The organism is Streptomyces sp. NPDC058308 (genome assembly GCF_042880275.1).
In the GTDB taxonomy this organism is placed as follows: domain Bacteria; phylum Actinomycetota; class Actinomycetes; order Streptomycetales; family Streptomycetaceae; genus Streptomyces.
Map to the genome: position 1 here is coordinate 35,392 of NZ_JBHVZA010000003.1, position 14,866 is coordinate 50,257.

Below are 14,866 nucleotides of genomic sequence, written 5' to 3' on the forward strand. Positions count from 1 at the left end.
GGCTCAGCCGCAGCCGGTCTGCAGGTTCCCTCCCCGCGTGGAACTGGCGAGGTCGTCGATCTCGCCGAAGTTCCCCCGCTGGCCGTTGAGCGCCCCGTGGGAAATGTGCGCTTGGCCGTACCGGTAGTCGTCGAAGACGCACCACAGCACGCCGCTGTTGTTGGCGTACGAAGACGCCGTGTTGTCCAGGTTCTGCTGGCGCAGATCCGGGCTTCCGGTGCGGAAGGCGACCATGCGGCCGTTTCCGTCCGGGGCTTCGAAGAGGCAGTAGCTGCCACCCGGACAGCGTCCGAAGCCGGCGGCAGCGGACTGGGCCGGCGAGGCCATGGGCAGAACGGCTGATACTGCGGCGAGGATCAGAGCGAGTGAGAGATTGCGGAGGCGCATGCCGCAGCCTTTCCCTACGGCTCGCTCCCCGAAGCGGCAAACCACCCGTGCGGGGGGACGGGGGAACGGGGGGAACACGGGGCTGACGCTGACGCTGACGTCGCCGCGCCGCCCCCGCCCGCCGTACGACCGTTTGAGTGTCTTCACGCCGGACCAACCGCCCGAAGGCGGAACACCGGAGGACGATCTGCCGCAGGAGCGATCTGCCGCAGGAGCGATCTGCCGCGGGCGCGGGCAGTCGCAGGCGCGGGCACACGGAAGGGGCGCGGATGGCCGACGACATGGTCCTGAAGGCGCAGATGTTCATCAACAGCTACGGCGTCGACGGCATCCCGGATGTCGAGGAGAACGGCAGGACCAGCTGGGCGGTCATGTACGCGCTCACTCGCGTCCTCCAGCACGAGCTGGGGCTCACTCCGCTCTCCGACAGCTTCGGCCGCGCCACGCTCGCCGCCCTGCGGTCACGGTTCCCGGTCATCGACGCGAACACCCGGCACGAGGCCATCTACCGGGTCGTGCAGTCCGCCCTGTACTGCAAGGGTTACGACGGCGGTGACATCGAGGGCACCTACAACCCACGGGTGGCGGCGTCCGTGACCCGGGTGAAGCAGAACATGGGGGTGAGCGCCGTGTACCCCGGCGACGGGGTCACGCCGAAGGTGCTCAAGGCGCTGCTCACGATGGACGCGTACACCGTGGTGCCCGGTGGCACCGAGCAGATCCGCACCATTCAGCAGTGGCTCAACAGCAGGTACGTGGGGCGCCAGAACTTCTTCATCATTCCCTGTGACGGCAATTTCTCCAGGGACGTACAGAAGGCGCTGATCTACGCCCTGCAATTCGAGATGGGGATGAGTGACGAGGTCGCGACCGGGGCGTTCGGCCCCGCCACTCGGGACGCACTGAGGAACAATTCGGTGGCGCAGGGCTCGGTGGGCACCTGGGTGAGCCTGTTCAGTGCGGCCATGATCTTCAACCGGCGTGCCGGAGTGTCCTTCACCGACCGGTTCGATGCCCTGTTCGGCGACCGGGTCAGAGAGTTCCAGAACTTCGTGAAGCTTCCCGTGAACGGGCGGGGAGACTTCCCGACCTGGGCCTCCCTGCTCGTCTCCACCGGGGACCACGAGCGCAAAGGAACCGCGTGCGACTGCGTCACCGAGGTCACGGCCGCACGGGCGCAGGCCCTCAGGAACGCCGGTTACCGGATCGTGGGGCGCTACCTGGCGAACTATGCGGGTTCGACGCTCGACAAGCAGATCCAGCCGGGCGAATTGGGAGTCATGGCCGCGAACGGGCTGCGGACGTTCCCGATCTACCAGACCAACGGCGGCGAGGCGAGCTATTTCAGCAGGGGAGCCGGAATCGCCGACGCCCTGCACGCCGTCGAACGGGCACGTCGTTACGGCTACATGGCGGGCACCCGCATCTACTTCGCCGTCGACTTCGACGCACTCGACCACCAGGTGACGGAACGGATTCTGCCGTATTTCCGCGCGGTCAGGGACACGATGAGTGAGCACGGCCCCGGATACCAGGTCGGTATCTACGGCCCCCGTAATGTGTGCGGCCGCGTCCACGCGGCCGGTTACACCTCGGCGAGTTTCGTCAGCGGCATGTCGACCGGATTCTCGGGGAATCTCGGCTATCCGCTGCCGGAGGACTGGGCCTTCGACCAGATCTCCACCATCGAGACCGGCTCCGGCAGCGGCCGCATCGAGATCGACAACAACATCGTCTCCGGACGCGACAACGGTCAGGACAGCTACGACATCGAGCAGTCATCGGACGGCCTGGACGTCAGCTTCGACAAGGCTCAGCGGAACGCGATGCTGGTGGACGTCCAGTCGTACTTCGTCAATGTGATGAAGGTTCCCGAAAAGGGCGGCGCCGGCGGCCTGGCGTTCAGCGTCCGGACGACGACGGAATGCTTCGACATCCTCATCGACTACGACTGGCTCATCACCAGGCTCGCCCGGAACCTGCGGATGCGCAAAGCGCTGATCCAGTGCCCGCTGATGTGGGAAATGCGGGCCTACAATTCCGGTGACGTAGTGGCGGAAGAGCTCGTCATCAACCATTACAAAGGCGGGCCGAGCAAGAAGAACGACTGCAGCACCGGGCTCGGCCAGATCTTCGCGGCCACGGCGATCCGCGCACGCAACCACGCCATCCGGCAGGAGCTGATCGGCGGGAGCCTCATGGACGCGACCAAAGAGAGCGACCTCTGGGCCGTCTGGCAGCCGCTCTTCAAGGACACGGCCTACAACATGACCACCGTTCCGCTGGTCCTCATCGAGGGCGCCCACGAGATCGGAGCCGAGCGCCCCGGCCTCGACACCGGCGAGGAGGACAGCAGGCGCGCGCTCGCCCGCTACAACGGAACCAACGAGAGCGCGCAGGGGTACGGCACCGCGCTGCTCGGGCTCTACCGGGTCTTCGAGAAGTACCACGCGCCGCTGCGAGGTCAGTGATGGTGACCATGCCTTCTGCTTCCGCGGACATGCCGCGACGTTCGATCCTGCGGGCCGGCGCCGCTTGCGCAGCGACGGCGGGCTTCCCTGCGACGGCGCTCCCCGCGACGGCGCTCCCGGCACGTGTGCCCCCGTCCGACACCGGGCCGGCCGACACTCCCACCCGCCCCGGCGGCCGACCCGGCAAGGGCCGGCTCAGCGAGAACGGCTGGCCCGTCGAGGAAGGCGCCGACCGCGGCGGCGCCATCTGGACGCGGCCGGTACCCGGCAGCCCGCTCTCGGTGCCCCTGCGCCTGGGCGACGTGTCGACCGTCCTGGTTCACGTCGTACGCCGCTACCACTACGAGATCGACTCGTTGCGGCCGGACGAGGTGATGGGCTTCATCCCGCCGTCCCGCGCGCCGCGGGGCTACGCGACCAACCATTCCTCGGGCACGGCGCTCGCGATCCGCCCCGGCTGGTACCCGCCGGGAGCCAGGGGCGGCCTCATCGAGCACCACGTCGCCGTCGTCCGCGACATCCTGGCGGAGTGCCGAGGAGTGGTGGCCTGGGGCGGAACGTTCCAGACCCCGGACGAATCCCACTTCCACATCGCGGTACCTCCCTCGGACCCCCGCTTGCGACACGTGGCCCGACGCATCCACGGGTGGGCCGATGTGCCGGGGGCGGGGGCGGGTACGCGGGTCGTGGGGTCTTGAGGGCGGCCCGGGTCAGGGGCAGGTCACCAGGATGATCGAGACTGCTGTGCAGGTCACCGATGCCGTGTCGTTCGTGGGGTTGGAGTCGGTGGGGGCGGAGGCGGTGCGTTCGCCCGTGACCTTGACCGGGCCGAGGGTCAGCAGGCTCAGCGGGACGCGGAAGGTCTTGTGCACGCTCGCGTTGTCGGCGATGGCTCCGTAGGTGCACGTCACCGTGGAGTTGGCGGTGGTGCATCCGGCGGCGAGGTTGGTGGCTCTGGCGCCCTGCGGGAGCTTCGCGGTGAGGGTAGCGGAACTGACGGCCGCGGGGCCGGTGTTGTGGGCGGTGAGGGTGTAGGACAGGTAGGGCACCAGGAGGCTCAGGCGCGGTGTGGCGGTGAGGTCGACGTCGATGTCCGCTTGCGCGGTCGTCGGCGCACCGGTGAACGCCAGGCCGTACGGGCCGGTGAACCCGCCGATCGTGGCGGTGACGGCGCTGGTCCCGGTGTCGATCACCGAGACGGTGCCGTCGTTCACATTGGCGGCGTAGACGGCGGTGCCGGACGGGTCGGCCTCGACCCTGGCCGGGCTGTCGCCGACGGGGACGGTCGCCGTCACGGTCCTGGTCGCCGTGTCGATCACCTTCACGTCGTCACTGCCTCGGTCGGCGACGTAGGCCCGGGTGCCCGAGGGACCGAAGGTGACGCTGTTCGGCGAGGTGCCGACCGGGATGGTGGCGCTGACCGTGTTGGTCGCGGTGCTGATGACCGAGACCGTGGTCCCGCCGTTGTTGGCGACGTAGGCGACGGCCCCGGACGGGCTGACCGCCACGCCGGCGGGGGAGGCCCCGACCGGGACGGTGCCGGTGACCGTGTTGCTCGCGGTGTCGATGACCGAGACGGAGTTCCCGTTGTTGTTGGTCACGTAGACGGTGGTGCCCGACGGGGATATCGCCACGCCGTTCGGGGAGTTCCCGACCTGGACGGTGGCGCTGACCGCCTTGGTCGCGGTGTCGATGACCGAGACGGTGTCCCCGCCGCTGTTCGCGACGTACGCGCGGTTGCCGGACGGGGTGACGGCCACGTTGAGGGGATTGCTGCCGACGGGGATGGTCGCGGTGACCGCGTGGGTGTCCGTGTCGATCGCCGAGACGGTGGCCTCGTCGAAATTGGTCACGTAGGCGTGCGCGCCGGTGGGGGCGACCGCCACGCCGACGGGACTGTTGCCGACGGTGATGCTGTCAGTGACGGTGTTCGTGCTCGGGTCGACCACGGAGACGGTGTCGCCGTGGAAGTTGGCCACGAAGGCGGCCGGTCCGGCGGCGGCCGGCGTGGGCGCGGCCTGTGCCGGTGCGGCCTGTGCGGGAAGGGCCACCATGCCCGTCAGCGCCAGAGTGCCACCGGCGGCCAGCGAGGTCAGCCGCCGCCCCCAGACGGCGGACGACCGGTCCGCCCTCAAGCGTCTCGCGGGTCTGGAGGGTGCAGGTGTCATGGGACTTCCCCCTTCGGCGGATGCGCGCGGGCGACGCCCGGCGGCAGCCCGGGAATCTTCTCGCTCCCTCAACTACTCGGGGGCCGAAAGTTCACTGTTGTCCGAATGAGGTCAGAAGATGGCCAGACGACCACTTGACACCGTGGAGGCCGTCGGGCCATCGGCCCGTCACGCCGACGTGCACTCACTCCGGCGTGAACTCGTACTGCAGCTCGTAGAGATGACCCGCTTTGACCATGACGGTGACTTCGATCGGCAGGTCGTCATCGCTGTGGACGATGCGCAGGGTGCGTAGTACGGGGAGGTCGCTGGGGAGTCTCAAGGCCTGGAACTGTTCCTGGGTCGGGACTCGCGCGGACACCCGGTCCACGCTCAGGCGTGGCGGGAAGCCCAGTTCGGCGAGGAGGGCCGGGGTACCACCCTTGATTTTGCGCTTCTCCATGATGGCGGTGGACCGGGCGATGGCCAACGGGTAGTAGGAATTGACCAGTTCGACGGGTTCGTCGTCGATGGTGAGGATCTGCTGCCGGAGCAGCGCGGTCTCGCCCGTGGAGAGGTTCAGGGCTGCCGAGACGTCTGCTGGAGGGCGGACTTCCGCGACCTCCAGCAGGGTGCTGTGCGCGACTGTTCCGTGCCTCGTGGCCTCGGTGAGCCAGCGATAGGGCTCACCTTGCGGGGCCGGTGTCATGTACGAAGCGGGGTGCATGGTCCGCTGGCGGTGCTCGCGCACGGTGACGGCGGCCCCGGCCCGTCCGACGACGAGCCGCTCTTCCTTGAGGCGTTGGACCGCCTTCTGGATGGTGGCGTTGGACGCGGCGAACCGCTCCTTCAGCTGGTTCGTGGAAGGGAGATTCGCCCCCGGTGCGAGGTCGCCGCTCATGATCTCGTCCCTGAGATCGGCGGCGATCCGTTCGTGCAGGGAGCGGCGGTCGGCCGTGCTGTTGTCGAATTCGGGCACTGTCATCCGATCCTGATCTCGTAGCGCAGCTGCTGCCGATGGGCGGGCATGACCATCATGTCGACCTGGATCGGCTGGTCGTCGCGATCCAGGGTGACCCTGTTCAGCCGGATCACCGGTTGGTTCGTGGCCAGGCACAGGGCCTCGCGCTCTTCGGTGTCGGGCATACGGGCGGTCACGTCCTCGCGGACGCGGACGCCGACGTGACCGAGCTCGGCCAGCAAGGTCACCGCTCCGCCGCGGATCTTCCCCGTCCCGGCGAGACGGGTCCCGCGGGCGATCCCCACGGGGTAGTAGGTGTCCGTCAACTCGCACGGCTCACCGTCGAGTTCGATGATGCGGCGGCGCACGACGACTGTCTCCCCGGCGGTGACGCCGAGCAGACCGGCTACGTCGACCGGTGCGCTCACCTCACCTGCGTGCGTGATGCGCTGGCCGCCCTTGCCGCCCCGGGCAGCGGCTTCTTCGCCCCAGGCGTCGGACTGCCCTTCCGCTCGGGGCTTCAAGTACGGCACAGAGGTGCTGACCCACGTGCTGTCGCTCACGGTGTCCTCCTGCGGGGTCGGCGGCGGCGACCTTGCCGCTTTACACATTAAGCGAACCATGCGCCGTAGGCGCCTTGGCCTGGCCTTGCCGCTTTTCGTGAATAGCGATACGGTCCTCGTGATCGTACAGCCCAGGAACAAGGCGGTGGTCCACCGTGCCCCTGACGCAACAACGACGATTTCCCCGCGATCCCAGATCCGTGGGTGCTGCGCGTAACTTCGCCGTCGAGACCCTGACCGGGTGGGGAGTGGCCGATCGGCTGAACGACATACGGGTCTGCGTTTCCGAACTCGCCACCAACGCGGTACTTCATGGCGTCCCGGCAGGGCGCGAATTCTGCCTGCGGCTCGTCAATGATGGGCTGCTCGTCCGCATCGAGGTGCGTGACAGCGGCGGTGGCTGTCCGGAGGTGCCCCACCAGGAGGCGGAGGGGGAGGGAGGCCGAGGGCTTCTTCTGGCGGGGGCCCTGGGGGACGAGTTCGGTGTCACCACGCACGTCCCGGGCAAGACCGTGTGGTTGGTCTTCAAGGTCGGCTCTGGCGGCGCGGGATGCGGGTGAGCGGCGCCGGGAGGGGGTGGTGGGTGGGGAAGGGCGGGACTCTGCGGGTGGCGGGCGTGTGGTGGTGGCGGATGTGTGGGCCGTGGCGGGCATGCGTTGCGGTCCGGCGGCTGAGGTGCGGGCTGGGGCGTGGTGGGCGGGTGGGTGGGGAGGGGGCGGCCGCCTTGAGTGTGGCGTGGAGGTGGCCGCCCCGGGTGGCCCCGTCCGTTCAGCGGGCCAGGCTTGCTGCCAGGCGGGCCGCCCGGCGTACGCGCGAGCCCGCCTTCGCGCCCGCCTTGCGGGCCAGGGGGCGGATGACCCGGGACGTCACGCCCACCGGGGTCCAGCGGAGTTGGAGGCGGCCCGAGGCGCGGCCCTCCGGTTCCACCGTGACCTCGTGGGGGAGCGCGCCGCCCCGGTAGTCGACGCGGGCCGTGAGCGTGGGGAAGGTGAGCGGGGCCAACAACAGTGCCGTGTTGCGGAGTTGGCCCGAGGTGAGTTGCAGGACCGGGTGGCGGGTGCCCGCGAAGCCGTTGAGGGGGAGGGGGGCCTGCGTCAGGTCCAGGCGGGCCGTGCCCTCGAAGACGCCGGGGCGGACCGGGTCCAGGCGGAAGGGGGTCTTCATGCGGCGGCGGCCGGGGGCGAGGAGGAGCGTGGCGATCTGGGGGCCCACCGGCAGGCGCAGGCCCGGATCGTACGAGCGGACGGTGAGGTCGACCGAGGCGCCGGGACCGGGGTCGATCCGGGTGATCTCGTGGCGGAACTGGGCGCTCGGGAAGGGGCGGGAGTCCAGGCCTTGGTCCGTGAGGTCCAGTTCGGTGCGGGCGGCGGGGCTCTCCGGGACGCGCGCGCCCCAGTAGACGCGGCCCTCCGCGTCCGCCGACGTCTCGCGCGGCGCCACCCCGTGGCCCAGGCCGCGCGCCGCGAGCTGCGCCTCCGCCAGGCGGTGGTCGCGGACCAGTTGGAGGACGACGCGTTCGGCGCGCGGGAGGCGGGCGTACGCGCCGGGGGCGAGTTCGGCGAGGTACGGGTTGACGATGTCCGCGAAGCCCGTCAGCCACTCCTCGTCGCGGAACGGCAGGTCACCCGCGTACATGCGGAAGTCGTGCTTGAGGAACTTGTAGTCCTTCGCCTCCCGCACGTCCGCGTGGCCGCTCGACGTCAGGAACGTGTCGATCAGGCGCTGGACGTGGATGCGGTCGCGGACGTTGGTCAGCTTGTGGCGCTGGTTGGAGATCGACGCCGACTCGGCCGCCTCGTAAGGGGCTATGTACCAGCGGTAGACGGGGTCGGGGATGACCGTGAAGGAGCGCGCGAGGCAGTACGCCTGCGCCGAGAAGAGCTGGTCCTCGTAGTGGATACCCTCGGGGAAGCGGAGGTCGTTGCGGTCAAGGAACTCGCGGCGGTACATCTTGCTCGTCGAGAGGTGCTCGAAGAACAGGGCGGGCTCGGCCTCGATGCCGTTCACGGTGCGGCGCTCCGCGACCAGATGCGGCATCCAGGTGGAGGTGCGGCCCGTGTCGACCCGTACCCGCTCCACCGCGCCCATCACGAAGTCCACGTTTCGCTCGCGGTGCGCGGCGAGCAGCAACTCGACCGCCCGCTCCGGGAGTTCGTCGTCGCTGTCCAGGAACATCAGGTACGGGGCGCGGGCGACCTCGATCGCGCGGTTGCGCGGCGCGCTGCAGCCGCCGCTGTTCCGCGGCAGGCGTAGGTAGGTGATCCGCTCGTCCTCGGCCGCCAACCGCCGCGCCACTTCGGGGGTGTTGTCCGTCGAGTGGTCGTCGCTGATGACGATCTCGATGTCGGCGTGCGTCTGGCGGCGCAGCGAGGCGACCGCGCGCGGCAGCCGCTCCGCGTCGTTGTAGACGATCACCGTGACCGTCACGTCGGGTGTCCGCGTCATCGCGTCGTCGCCTCCTCGGGCGTCGGTGCCGGGGTGCGCTCGTCGACCGGGGTCACGGGCGGCAGGGAGTCCTCGTTCTCGCCGAGGAAGACGCGGCGTACGACGCGTTCGGCCGCGCGCCCGTCGTCGTACTCGCAGAAGCGCCGGCGGAAGGCGCGGCGCGCCTCGGCGGCCGTCCCGTCGCGCCATGCGCCGGAGGTGAAGAGCTCGGTCAGCTCCTCCTGCGTGCGCGCCACCCGGCCCGGCGCCTCGTCCATCAGGTCGAAGTAGACGCCGCGCGTCTTCGCGTACGTCTCCCAGTCGTCGGCGTAGATGACGATCGGGCGGTCGAGGTTGGCGTAGTCGAACATGATCGACGAGTAGTCCGTGATCAGCGCGTCCGCGGCGAGGGCCAGCTCCTCCACCGGGTCGTACGAGGAGACGTCGATGACCCGGCCGCTCCTGCGCAGGCCCGCGAGCGGCGAGGTCGCGCCGCCGTAGAAGTAGTGGCCGCGGACCAGGAGCACCGTGTCCTCGCCGAGGCGGTCGGCGAGTGCGGCCAGGTCCAGGCGCGGGGTCCAGGCCGCCTCGTAGTCGCGGTGGGTGGGCGCGTAGAGGACGGCCCGCTTGCCCGGCGCGATGCCGAGCCGCTCCCGGATCGCGCGGACGTCGGCGGCGCTCGCGCTGTAGTAGACGTCGTTGCGCGGATAGCCGTAGTCGAGGGACGTGTAGTGCGAGGGGTAGGCGCGCTCCCACATCTCGGTGGAGTGCCCGTTCGCGGAGACGCTGTAGTCCCACTTGTCGATGCGGGCGAGCAGGCTGTGGAAGTTGAGTCCCTTGGAGGCGGCCGGGTAGTCGAGCTGGTCCAGGCCCATGCGCTTCAGGGGCGTGCCGTGGTGGGTCTGGAGGTGGATCGCGTCGGGCCGCTTCACGACCGCGTTGGGGAAGTTGACGTTGTTCACCAGGTACTTGGCACGCGCAAGCACCTCCCAGTAGCGGGGCGTGCCGGGCACGATGTGGTCGGTGCCGGGCGGCAGCAGCGGCACGTTGGCCGCCGAGACGACCCACACCGGGTGGATGTGCGGGGCGAGTTCGGCGAGCTTCGCTGCGATGGCCGCCGGGTTGCAGGCCACGCCCCGGTCCCAGTAGGCGGTGAAGACCGCGAGGCCGGGGTCGACGGGCCGCTCCAGAGCCCTGCGGTAGCGCAGGTCGCGCACCTTCAGGCCCACCTTGTGCTTGCGCGAGACGACCGCCGACCTGAGCTTGCGCCGCTGCTGGTTGGCCGTCTGGAACGTGCGGTACTTGGTGTACGCGTCCTCTTCGAGGATGCGGCGCCGCATGCCTTCGAGGCCGCCGGGGTGCTGGTGGCCCTCGGGGCGCCAGGCGACGGCGGCCCGCGCCGCGCGGTGGAAGAACTCCCTGCGCACCGCGTCGGGCAGCTTCTCGCGGGCGACGACGCGCAGGCAGTCGCCGACCATCACGTCGTAGAGCGCGGCGCGGGGCGCCGTCGGCAGGCCCCGGTCGGCGGCGAGCCGCAGCAGCGACTCGTAGCGGTCGATGACGCCGTACCGCTCCTCGGGAGCGCCCTGCGGGAGGCTCTCCGCGCGCAACTCCCTTACGTTGAGGACCACTTGGTCGAGCGCGGCGACGCGGTCGGCGGCGAGCAGCGCGGCGTACGCGGCGAACGTCTCGTCGTCGACGGCCAGTTCGGCGCGGTGCGCCCGCCAGAAGTCGGCCCGCAGCACCCGGGTGCCGAGCAGCGGCGTGGTCTTCAGGAGGTTCGGGCAGTCCGCGAGGGGCAGGTCGCGGCGGCCCTGCTTGGCGAGGTGCTTCCCGTCCGGGCTCGGCATCCCCTGGTGCCGCCACGTGGAGCGGACGTGGTCGGCGCAGAGGACGTCCACGCCGTCCGGCAGGTCGGCCACGCGGTCGGCGACGGCGCGCGGGGCGCCCGTCGGCACGCTGTCCTTGCTGTGCACGAAGTGCAGCCAGCGCCCGCCCGCCCGCTCGGCGCCCGCGGCGCGGGCCGCGCCGTCGCCGGTCGCCTCGGGCAGCGGGACGACGGTGACGCCGGGGCGGTCCGCGGCGGCGGCCTGCGCCGATGCGCCGACCGCGGCGACGATCACCTCGACGCCGGGCGAGGCCTGGGCGGCGAGGGCGTCCAGGCAGGAGCCGAGGTGGCCCTGGACGTTGCGGCCGTGGACGACGACGCTCAGCTCGGGTCGGGCGCTCACCTCGGGTCCGGCGCTCTCACTCTGCTCGGGCACGGTGGCGCCCCCCTCCTGTGTGGTCATGCGGTGGCCGTCCCTCGGTGGGCGAGCATCCGGTCGACGACGCGGCGCGCGGCCTCGCCGTCGTCCAGGTCGCAGAACTCGGCGCGGAACGCGTCGTACGCCTCCCGGTACGGCTCGCTCGTCGCGTCGAGGTCTCGCAGCGCGGCGATCAGCTCGTCGGACGTCGGCACCAGCGGTCCCGGCGCGCGCTCCTCGAAGTCGAAGTAGAAGCCGCGCAGCCGGTCACGGTAGTGCTCCAGGTCGTACGTGAAGAACAGCATCGGGCGGCCCGTCACGGCGAAGTCGAACATCACCGAGGAGTAGTCGGTGATCAGGACGTCGGCGATCAGGAGCAGGTCCATGATGTCCGGGTAGCCCGCCACGTCCCACACGAAGCCGTCGCCCGCGCCCGGCACCGGCTCCACGATGTGCGCATGCGGCCGGACGAGGAGCACGTGGTCCTCGCCGAGTTCGGCGCGCGCCTTCGCCAGGTCGATGCGCAGGTCGAGCAGGAAGCCGCCGCGGTGGCGCTGCTTGTCCTCGCGCCACGTCGGCGCGTACAGGACGACCTTCTTGCCCTCGGGCAGGCCGAGCGCGCGGCGCACCTTCTCGGCGCGCTCGGCGCGGTCGGGGGCGAGCAGTACGTCGTTGCGCGGGTAGCCGGCCTCCAGGAGTTCGCCGTCCACGTCGCCGCCGAACCGGAAGGCGCTGCGCATGATCGGCGTGCTGAACCGGTTGGGGGAGAGCAGCATCGTCCACTGGTGGCGCTCGCGGTCCAGGTCCTGGAGGTACTGGGTGCTCGCGAAGTGGTCGTTGTCGAAGTCGAAGCCGATGCGCTTGAGCGGGGTGCCGTGCCAGGTCTGGATGATCTGCTGGCCCTCGCGCCGCTCCAGCCAGCGCGGGAAGTGCGTGTTGCCGACGATGTAGCGGGAGCGGGCCATCGCCTCGTAGTACTCGGGGCTGTGCACGCGGACGGCCTTCGCGGTGGCGGGGACCTCGCACTGGCCGTCCTTGACGACCCACAGGTGGTCGACCGGCAGGGCGCGGCGGACCATCTCCTCGTGGATGGCGCGGGGCGAGTCGCCGTACATGCGGCCGCCGAAGACGTCGTACAGGACGCTCTCGCGCAGCGGCTCGTGGCGGGCGGCCGGGTAGGTCTCCGTGCGGAGCCGGGTCTGGCGGTAGCGGCTGCGCTCGTCGGGGCGCAGCTCGGAGTGGGCCATCAGCGCCAGCTGGTCGTACTGGCGGGCCTGCAGCTCCACGCGCTTGCCGTGCGCCTTCACCTCCAGGGGGAGGTCCGCGTGGACGGGCGGGGCGAGCTGGACGGCGGTGCGGGAGCCGTCCGGCTTCTGGACGGAGGGCCACCAGAAGCCTGCGCGCAGCGGGGTGGCGCCGGCGTAGCGGTAGGTGGGCGCGGGCACGAAGGCCGCCTCGAACCGGCCGTCCACCGCCTTCGCGGGGAACGTGTACTCGTGGCCCGACCAGGTCTGGCGCAGCACGAGGTCCAGGGCGTGGGCGCCGGGCGCCGGGTAGCTGCCGGTGAGGGTCACGGTGCCGTCGGGGGCCACGGAGACGCGGTCGACCAGAGGCTGGACCGGCTGGTCGCAGAGCTGGAGGTAGCCGCCCGGGCTGCGCCGGGCGTAGACGGTACGCGTGGTGTCCGCCTGCGCGAACTGGGCGCCGGAGAATCCTTCGCGGTCGTCCAGGATCAGGGCGAGGCGGGTCGACGTGGGCTCGGCGCCGGTGGAGTCGACGACCTCGACCGACATGTCCCAGCGGGCGATCGAGCGTTCCGCCTGGGTCGGGCGGAGCCGTTCGTGGTTCTCGCGGACGTCGCGCAGGGCCGCCGTGTCGACCGGCACCGTGAAGGGGACGCGGCCGTCCTGCGGGGCGCCCAGGTCCAGCGGGACGCTGAGGATCGTGCCGGACTCGCGGTGGCGCATGCGCAGGCGGGGCTCGCCCTCGGGGGCGGTGCGCAGGACGCCGCGTACGAGGAGGTGGGGGCCCTCGGTGCGGACCTCCAGGGCGCGGGCGTGCGCCGTCTCCACGCGGATGGCCAGCTCGCCGTCCTGGATCTGCGGGGCGACGCGGACGTCCTGGGTGACCCAGTGCGCGGGCGGCGTCTGGCCGGAGCCCGTGCCCGCGCCGTGCAGCGGCCCGCGCCGCGGCGTGGCGCCGGTGCCGGCCACGGCTATCCGTACCCGCCACAGACCGTCGACCCACTTGCCGCGGTGGCGCAGGCGCGAGGGGTTCACCACCGCGGCGAAGCCCGCCCAGTCGGCGTGCCGGAACTCGGCGCCGGAGGCCACCGTCGCCTCGGGGTCGAGGTGGCTGCGCGCGGGCACGAGGACCGTGCGGCGGCTGCCCTTCTCCTTCAGGATCAGCGACTTCAGCGCCTTGCTCCGCGACTCGGCGCCGAGCTGGCGGGCGAACGCCCAGCCGGACAGCCACAGTTTGTCGTCGTGCCAGGCGGCCGCGTCGAGGCGGCTGCGCAGCCGCAGCTCCTGGTCGAGGCGGAGGACCGCGTCGGGTACGGGGTCGGCGGGGTCGAGGAAGGGGTAGTCGGCCTTCGGGTGCAGCGTCCCGGTGACGGGGAGTGAGCCGGGGTGCTCCTTCTCGAACTCCAGCTGCCCGATCAGCTCGTCCATGCGGCGGTGCACGGTCAGGTACAGCTTCAGCTTGTGCGGGACGTGCAGGGCGCGCACCGCGTCCTGGCCGATCTCACGGACAAGACGGCCCACGTGCTCCAGGAAGGCCTCCTGGTAGGCGGCGTCCGAGCCGGGCAGCACCTTCCAGAAGAGGGGGATCTCCTCGGCGAGCGCGTTGTGGTCGTAGACCTTGAGGTGCTCGGCGTACACCGGGTCGTCGTCGATGTGGGCGAGCATGAACTCGCGCACCATGCGGATCGACTTCACGCGGTCGATCAGACCCTGCGGGTTGGTGCGGTTCTGCGTGATGGACCGCTCGCCGATCTCCCGCTCGCGCCAGTTGTAGATCGGCTCGCTCAGGACGTCCACGGAGTCGGCGAGGTAGTGCGCGGGGACGCTGACGGGCGCGTCCTCGTAGAGCATGGCTTCCGGGTACGCGAGCCCGTGCTTCTCCCAGAAGGAGCGGCGGTAGACCTTGTTCCACGCGGTGCGGTCGGTCAGCAGCGGGCGGAACTTCGACACGTGGGTGCGCAGCCGGGTCGCCGCGAAGGGCACGCGGTGCACGGGCGACTGCACGTGTCCGGCGGAGCGGAAGCGGGTCACGTTGCCCGCCGCGAAGTCCGAGCCGGTCTCGTCGAGCGTCTCGATCAGCAGGGCGTACGCGGTGCTGGGCAGGGTGTCGTCGCTGTCCACGAACGCGAGGTACTCGCTGTCCGGGGACATCTCCCGCACCCCCGCGTTGCGCGCCGCGCCCAGGCCTCTGTTCTCCTGGGATATGAGACGGAAGCGCGGGTCGGCCGCCGCGAAGGCCTCGGCGAGGGCAGCGCTGCCGTCCGTCGACCCGTCGTCGACCATGATCACTTCGAAGTCCTGGAACGTCTGGGAGGCCAGGGACTCCAGGCACTCGTCGAGGTAGAGCTCGACGTTGTAGACGGGGACGACAACACTCAGCCGTGGCTGCACGCGTACTCCTTCTGTTGCTAAACGCTCCCATA

General features: G+C 70.7%; 10 protein-coding genes. 3 read left to right on the top strand and 7 right to left on the bottom strand.

Translation table 11 applies throughout. The features are described from left to right. Window positions 1–3 precede the first annotated feature (3 nt). Window positions 4–387 (bottom strand): peptidase inhibitor family I36 protein, encoded by a 384-nt coding sequence (locus tag ACFVYL_RS05575; RefSeq protein ID WP_389713066.1) that lies wholly within the window; start codon window positions 385–387, stop codon window positions 4–6. 269 nt (window positions 388–656) lie between these two features. Between ACFVYL_RS05575 and ACFVYL_RS05580 the strand changes: the two genes are divergently transcribed. Both ACFVYL_RS05580 and ACFVYL_RS05585 read left to right on the top strand, forming a co-directional pair. Then, a complete protein-coding gene (locus ACFVYL_RS05580; protein WP_389713068.1) occupies window positions 657–2,858 on the top strand; it encodes a glycoside hydrolase domain-containing protein in 2,202 nt (733 codons plus the stop codon). Between the two features lie 8 nt (window positions 2,859–2,866). Then, the gene (locus tag ACFVYL_RS05585; protein WP_389713070.1) at window positions 2,867–3,556 is read left to right on the top strand and encodes a hypothetical protein; all 690 of its coding nucleotides are present in this window, start codon (window positions 2,867–2,869) and stop codon (window positions 3,554–3,556) included. Window positions 3,557–3,568: 12 nt separating this feature from the next. On the opposite strand, the gene ACFVYL_RS05590 is transcribed toward ACFVYL_RS05585, so the two are convergent. The 3 genes from ACFVYL_RS05590 to ACFVYL_RS05600 form a co-directional block, all read right to left on the bottom strand. Next, a complete protein-coding gene (locus tag ACFVYL_RS05590) occupies window positions 3,569–5,026 on the bottom strand; it encodes a beta-propeller fold lactonase family protein (protein ID WP_389713072.1) in 1,458 nt (485 codons plus the stop codon). 184 nt (window positions 5,027–5,210) lie between these two features. Next, window positions 5,211–5,990 (bottom strand): GntR family transcriptional regulator, encoded by a 780-nt coding sequence (locus ACFVYL_RS05595; protein WP_389713074.1) that lies wholly within the window; start codon window positions 5,988–5,990, stop codon window positions 5,211–5,213. After that, window positions 5,987–6,529: a GntR family transcriptional regulator gene (locus ACFVYL_RS05600; protein WP_389713076.1), complete on the bottom strand. Its 543-nt coding sequence runs from the start codon at window positions 6,527–6,529 to the stop codon at window positions 5,987–5,989. Before ACFVYL_RS05600 ends, ACFVYL_RS05595 begins: the two co-directional genes overlap by 4 nt. A gap of 155 nt (window positions 6,530–6,684) precedes the next feature. Here ACFVYL_RS05600 and ACFVYL_RS05605 point away from each other — a divergent pair, with 155 nt between their 5' ends. Then, window positions 6,685–7,089 (top strand): ATP-binding protein, encoded by a 405-nt coding sequence (locus ACFVYL_RS05605; RefSeq protein ID WP_389713078.1) that lies wholly within the window; start codon window positions 6,685–6,687, stop codon window positions 7,087–7,089. A 208-nt stretch (window positions 7,090–7,297) separates the two neighbouring features. Here ACFVYL_RS05605 and ACFVYL_RS05610 read toward each other — a convergent pair whose 3' ends face one another. The 3 genes from ACFVYL_RS05610 to ACFVYL_RS05620 are packed head-to-tail and all read right to left on the bottom strand — an operon-like array spanning window position 7,298 to window position 14,834. Beyond that, a complete protein-coding gene (locus ACFVYL_RS05610; RefSeq protein ID WP_389713080.1) occupies window positions 7,298–8,974 on the bottom strand; it encodes a glycosyltransferase family 2 protein in 1,677 nt (558 codons plus the stop codon). Next, the gene (locus ACFVYL_RS05615) at window positions 8,971–11,244 is read right to left on the bottom strand and encodes a CDP-glycerol glycerophosphotransferase family protein (RefSeq protein WP_389713081.1); all 2,274 of its coding nucleotides are present in this window, start codon (window positions 11,242–11,244) and stop codon (window positions 8,971–8,973) included. The genes ACFVYL_RS05610 and ACFVYL_RS05615 overlap by 4 nt, the downstream gene beginning before the upstream one ends. Next, a complete protein-coding gene (locus ACFVYL_RS05620) occupies window positions 11,241–14,834 on the bottom strand; it encodes a CDP-glycerol glycerophosphotransferase family protein (protein ID WP_389713083.1) in 3,594 nt (1,197 codons plus the stop codon). Before ACFVYL_RS05620 ends, ACFVYL_RS05615 begins: the two co-directional genes overlap by 4 nt. Window positions 14,835–14,866 lie beyond the last annotated feature (32 nt).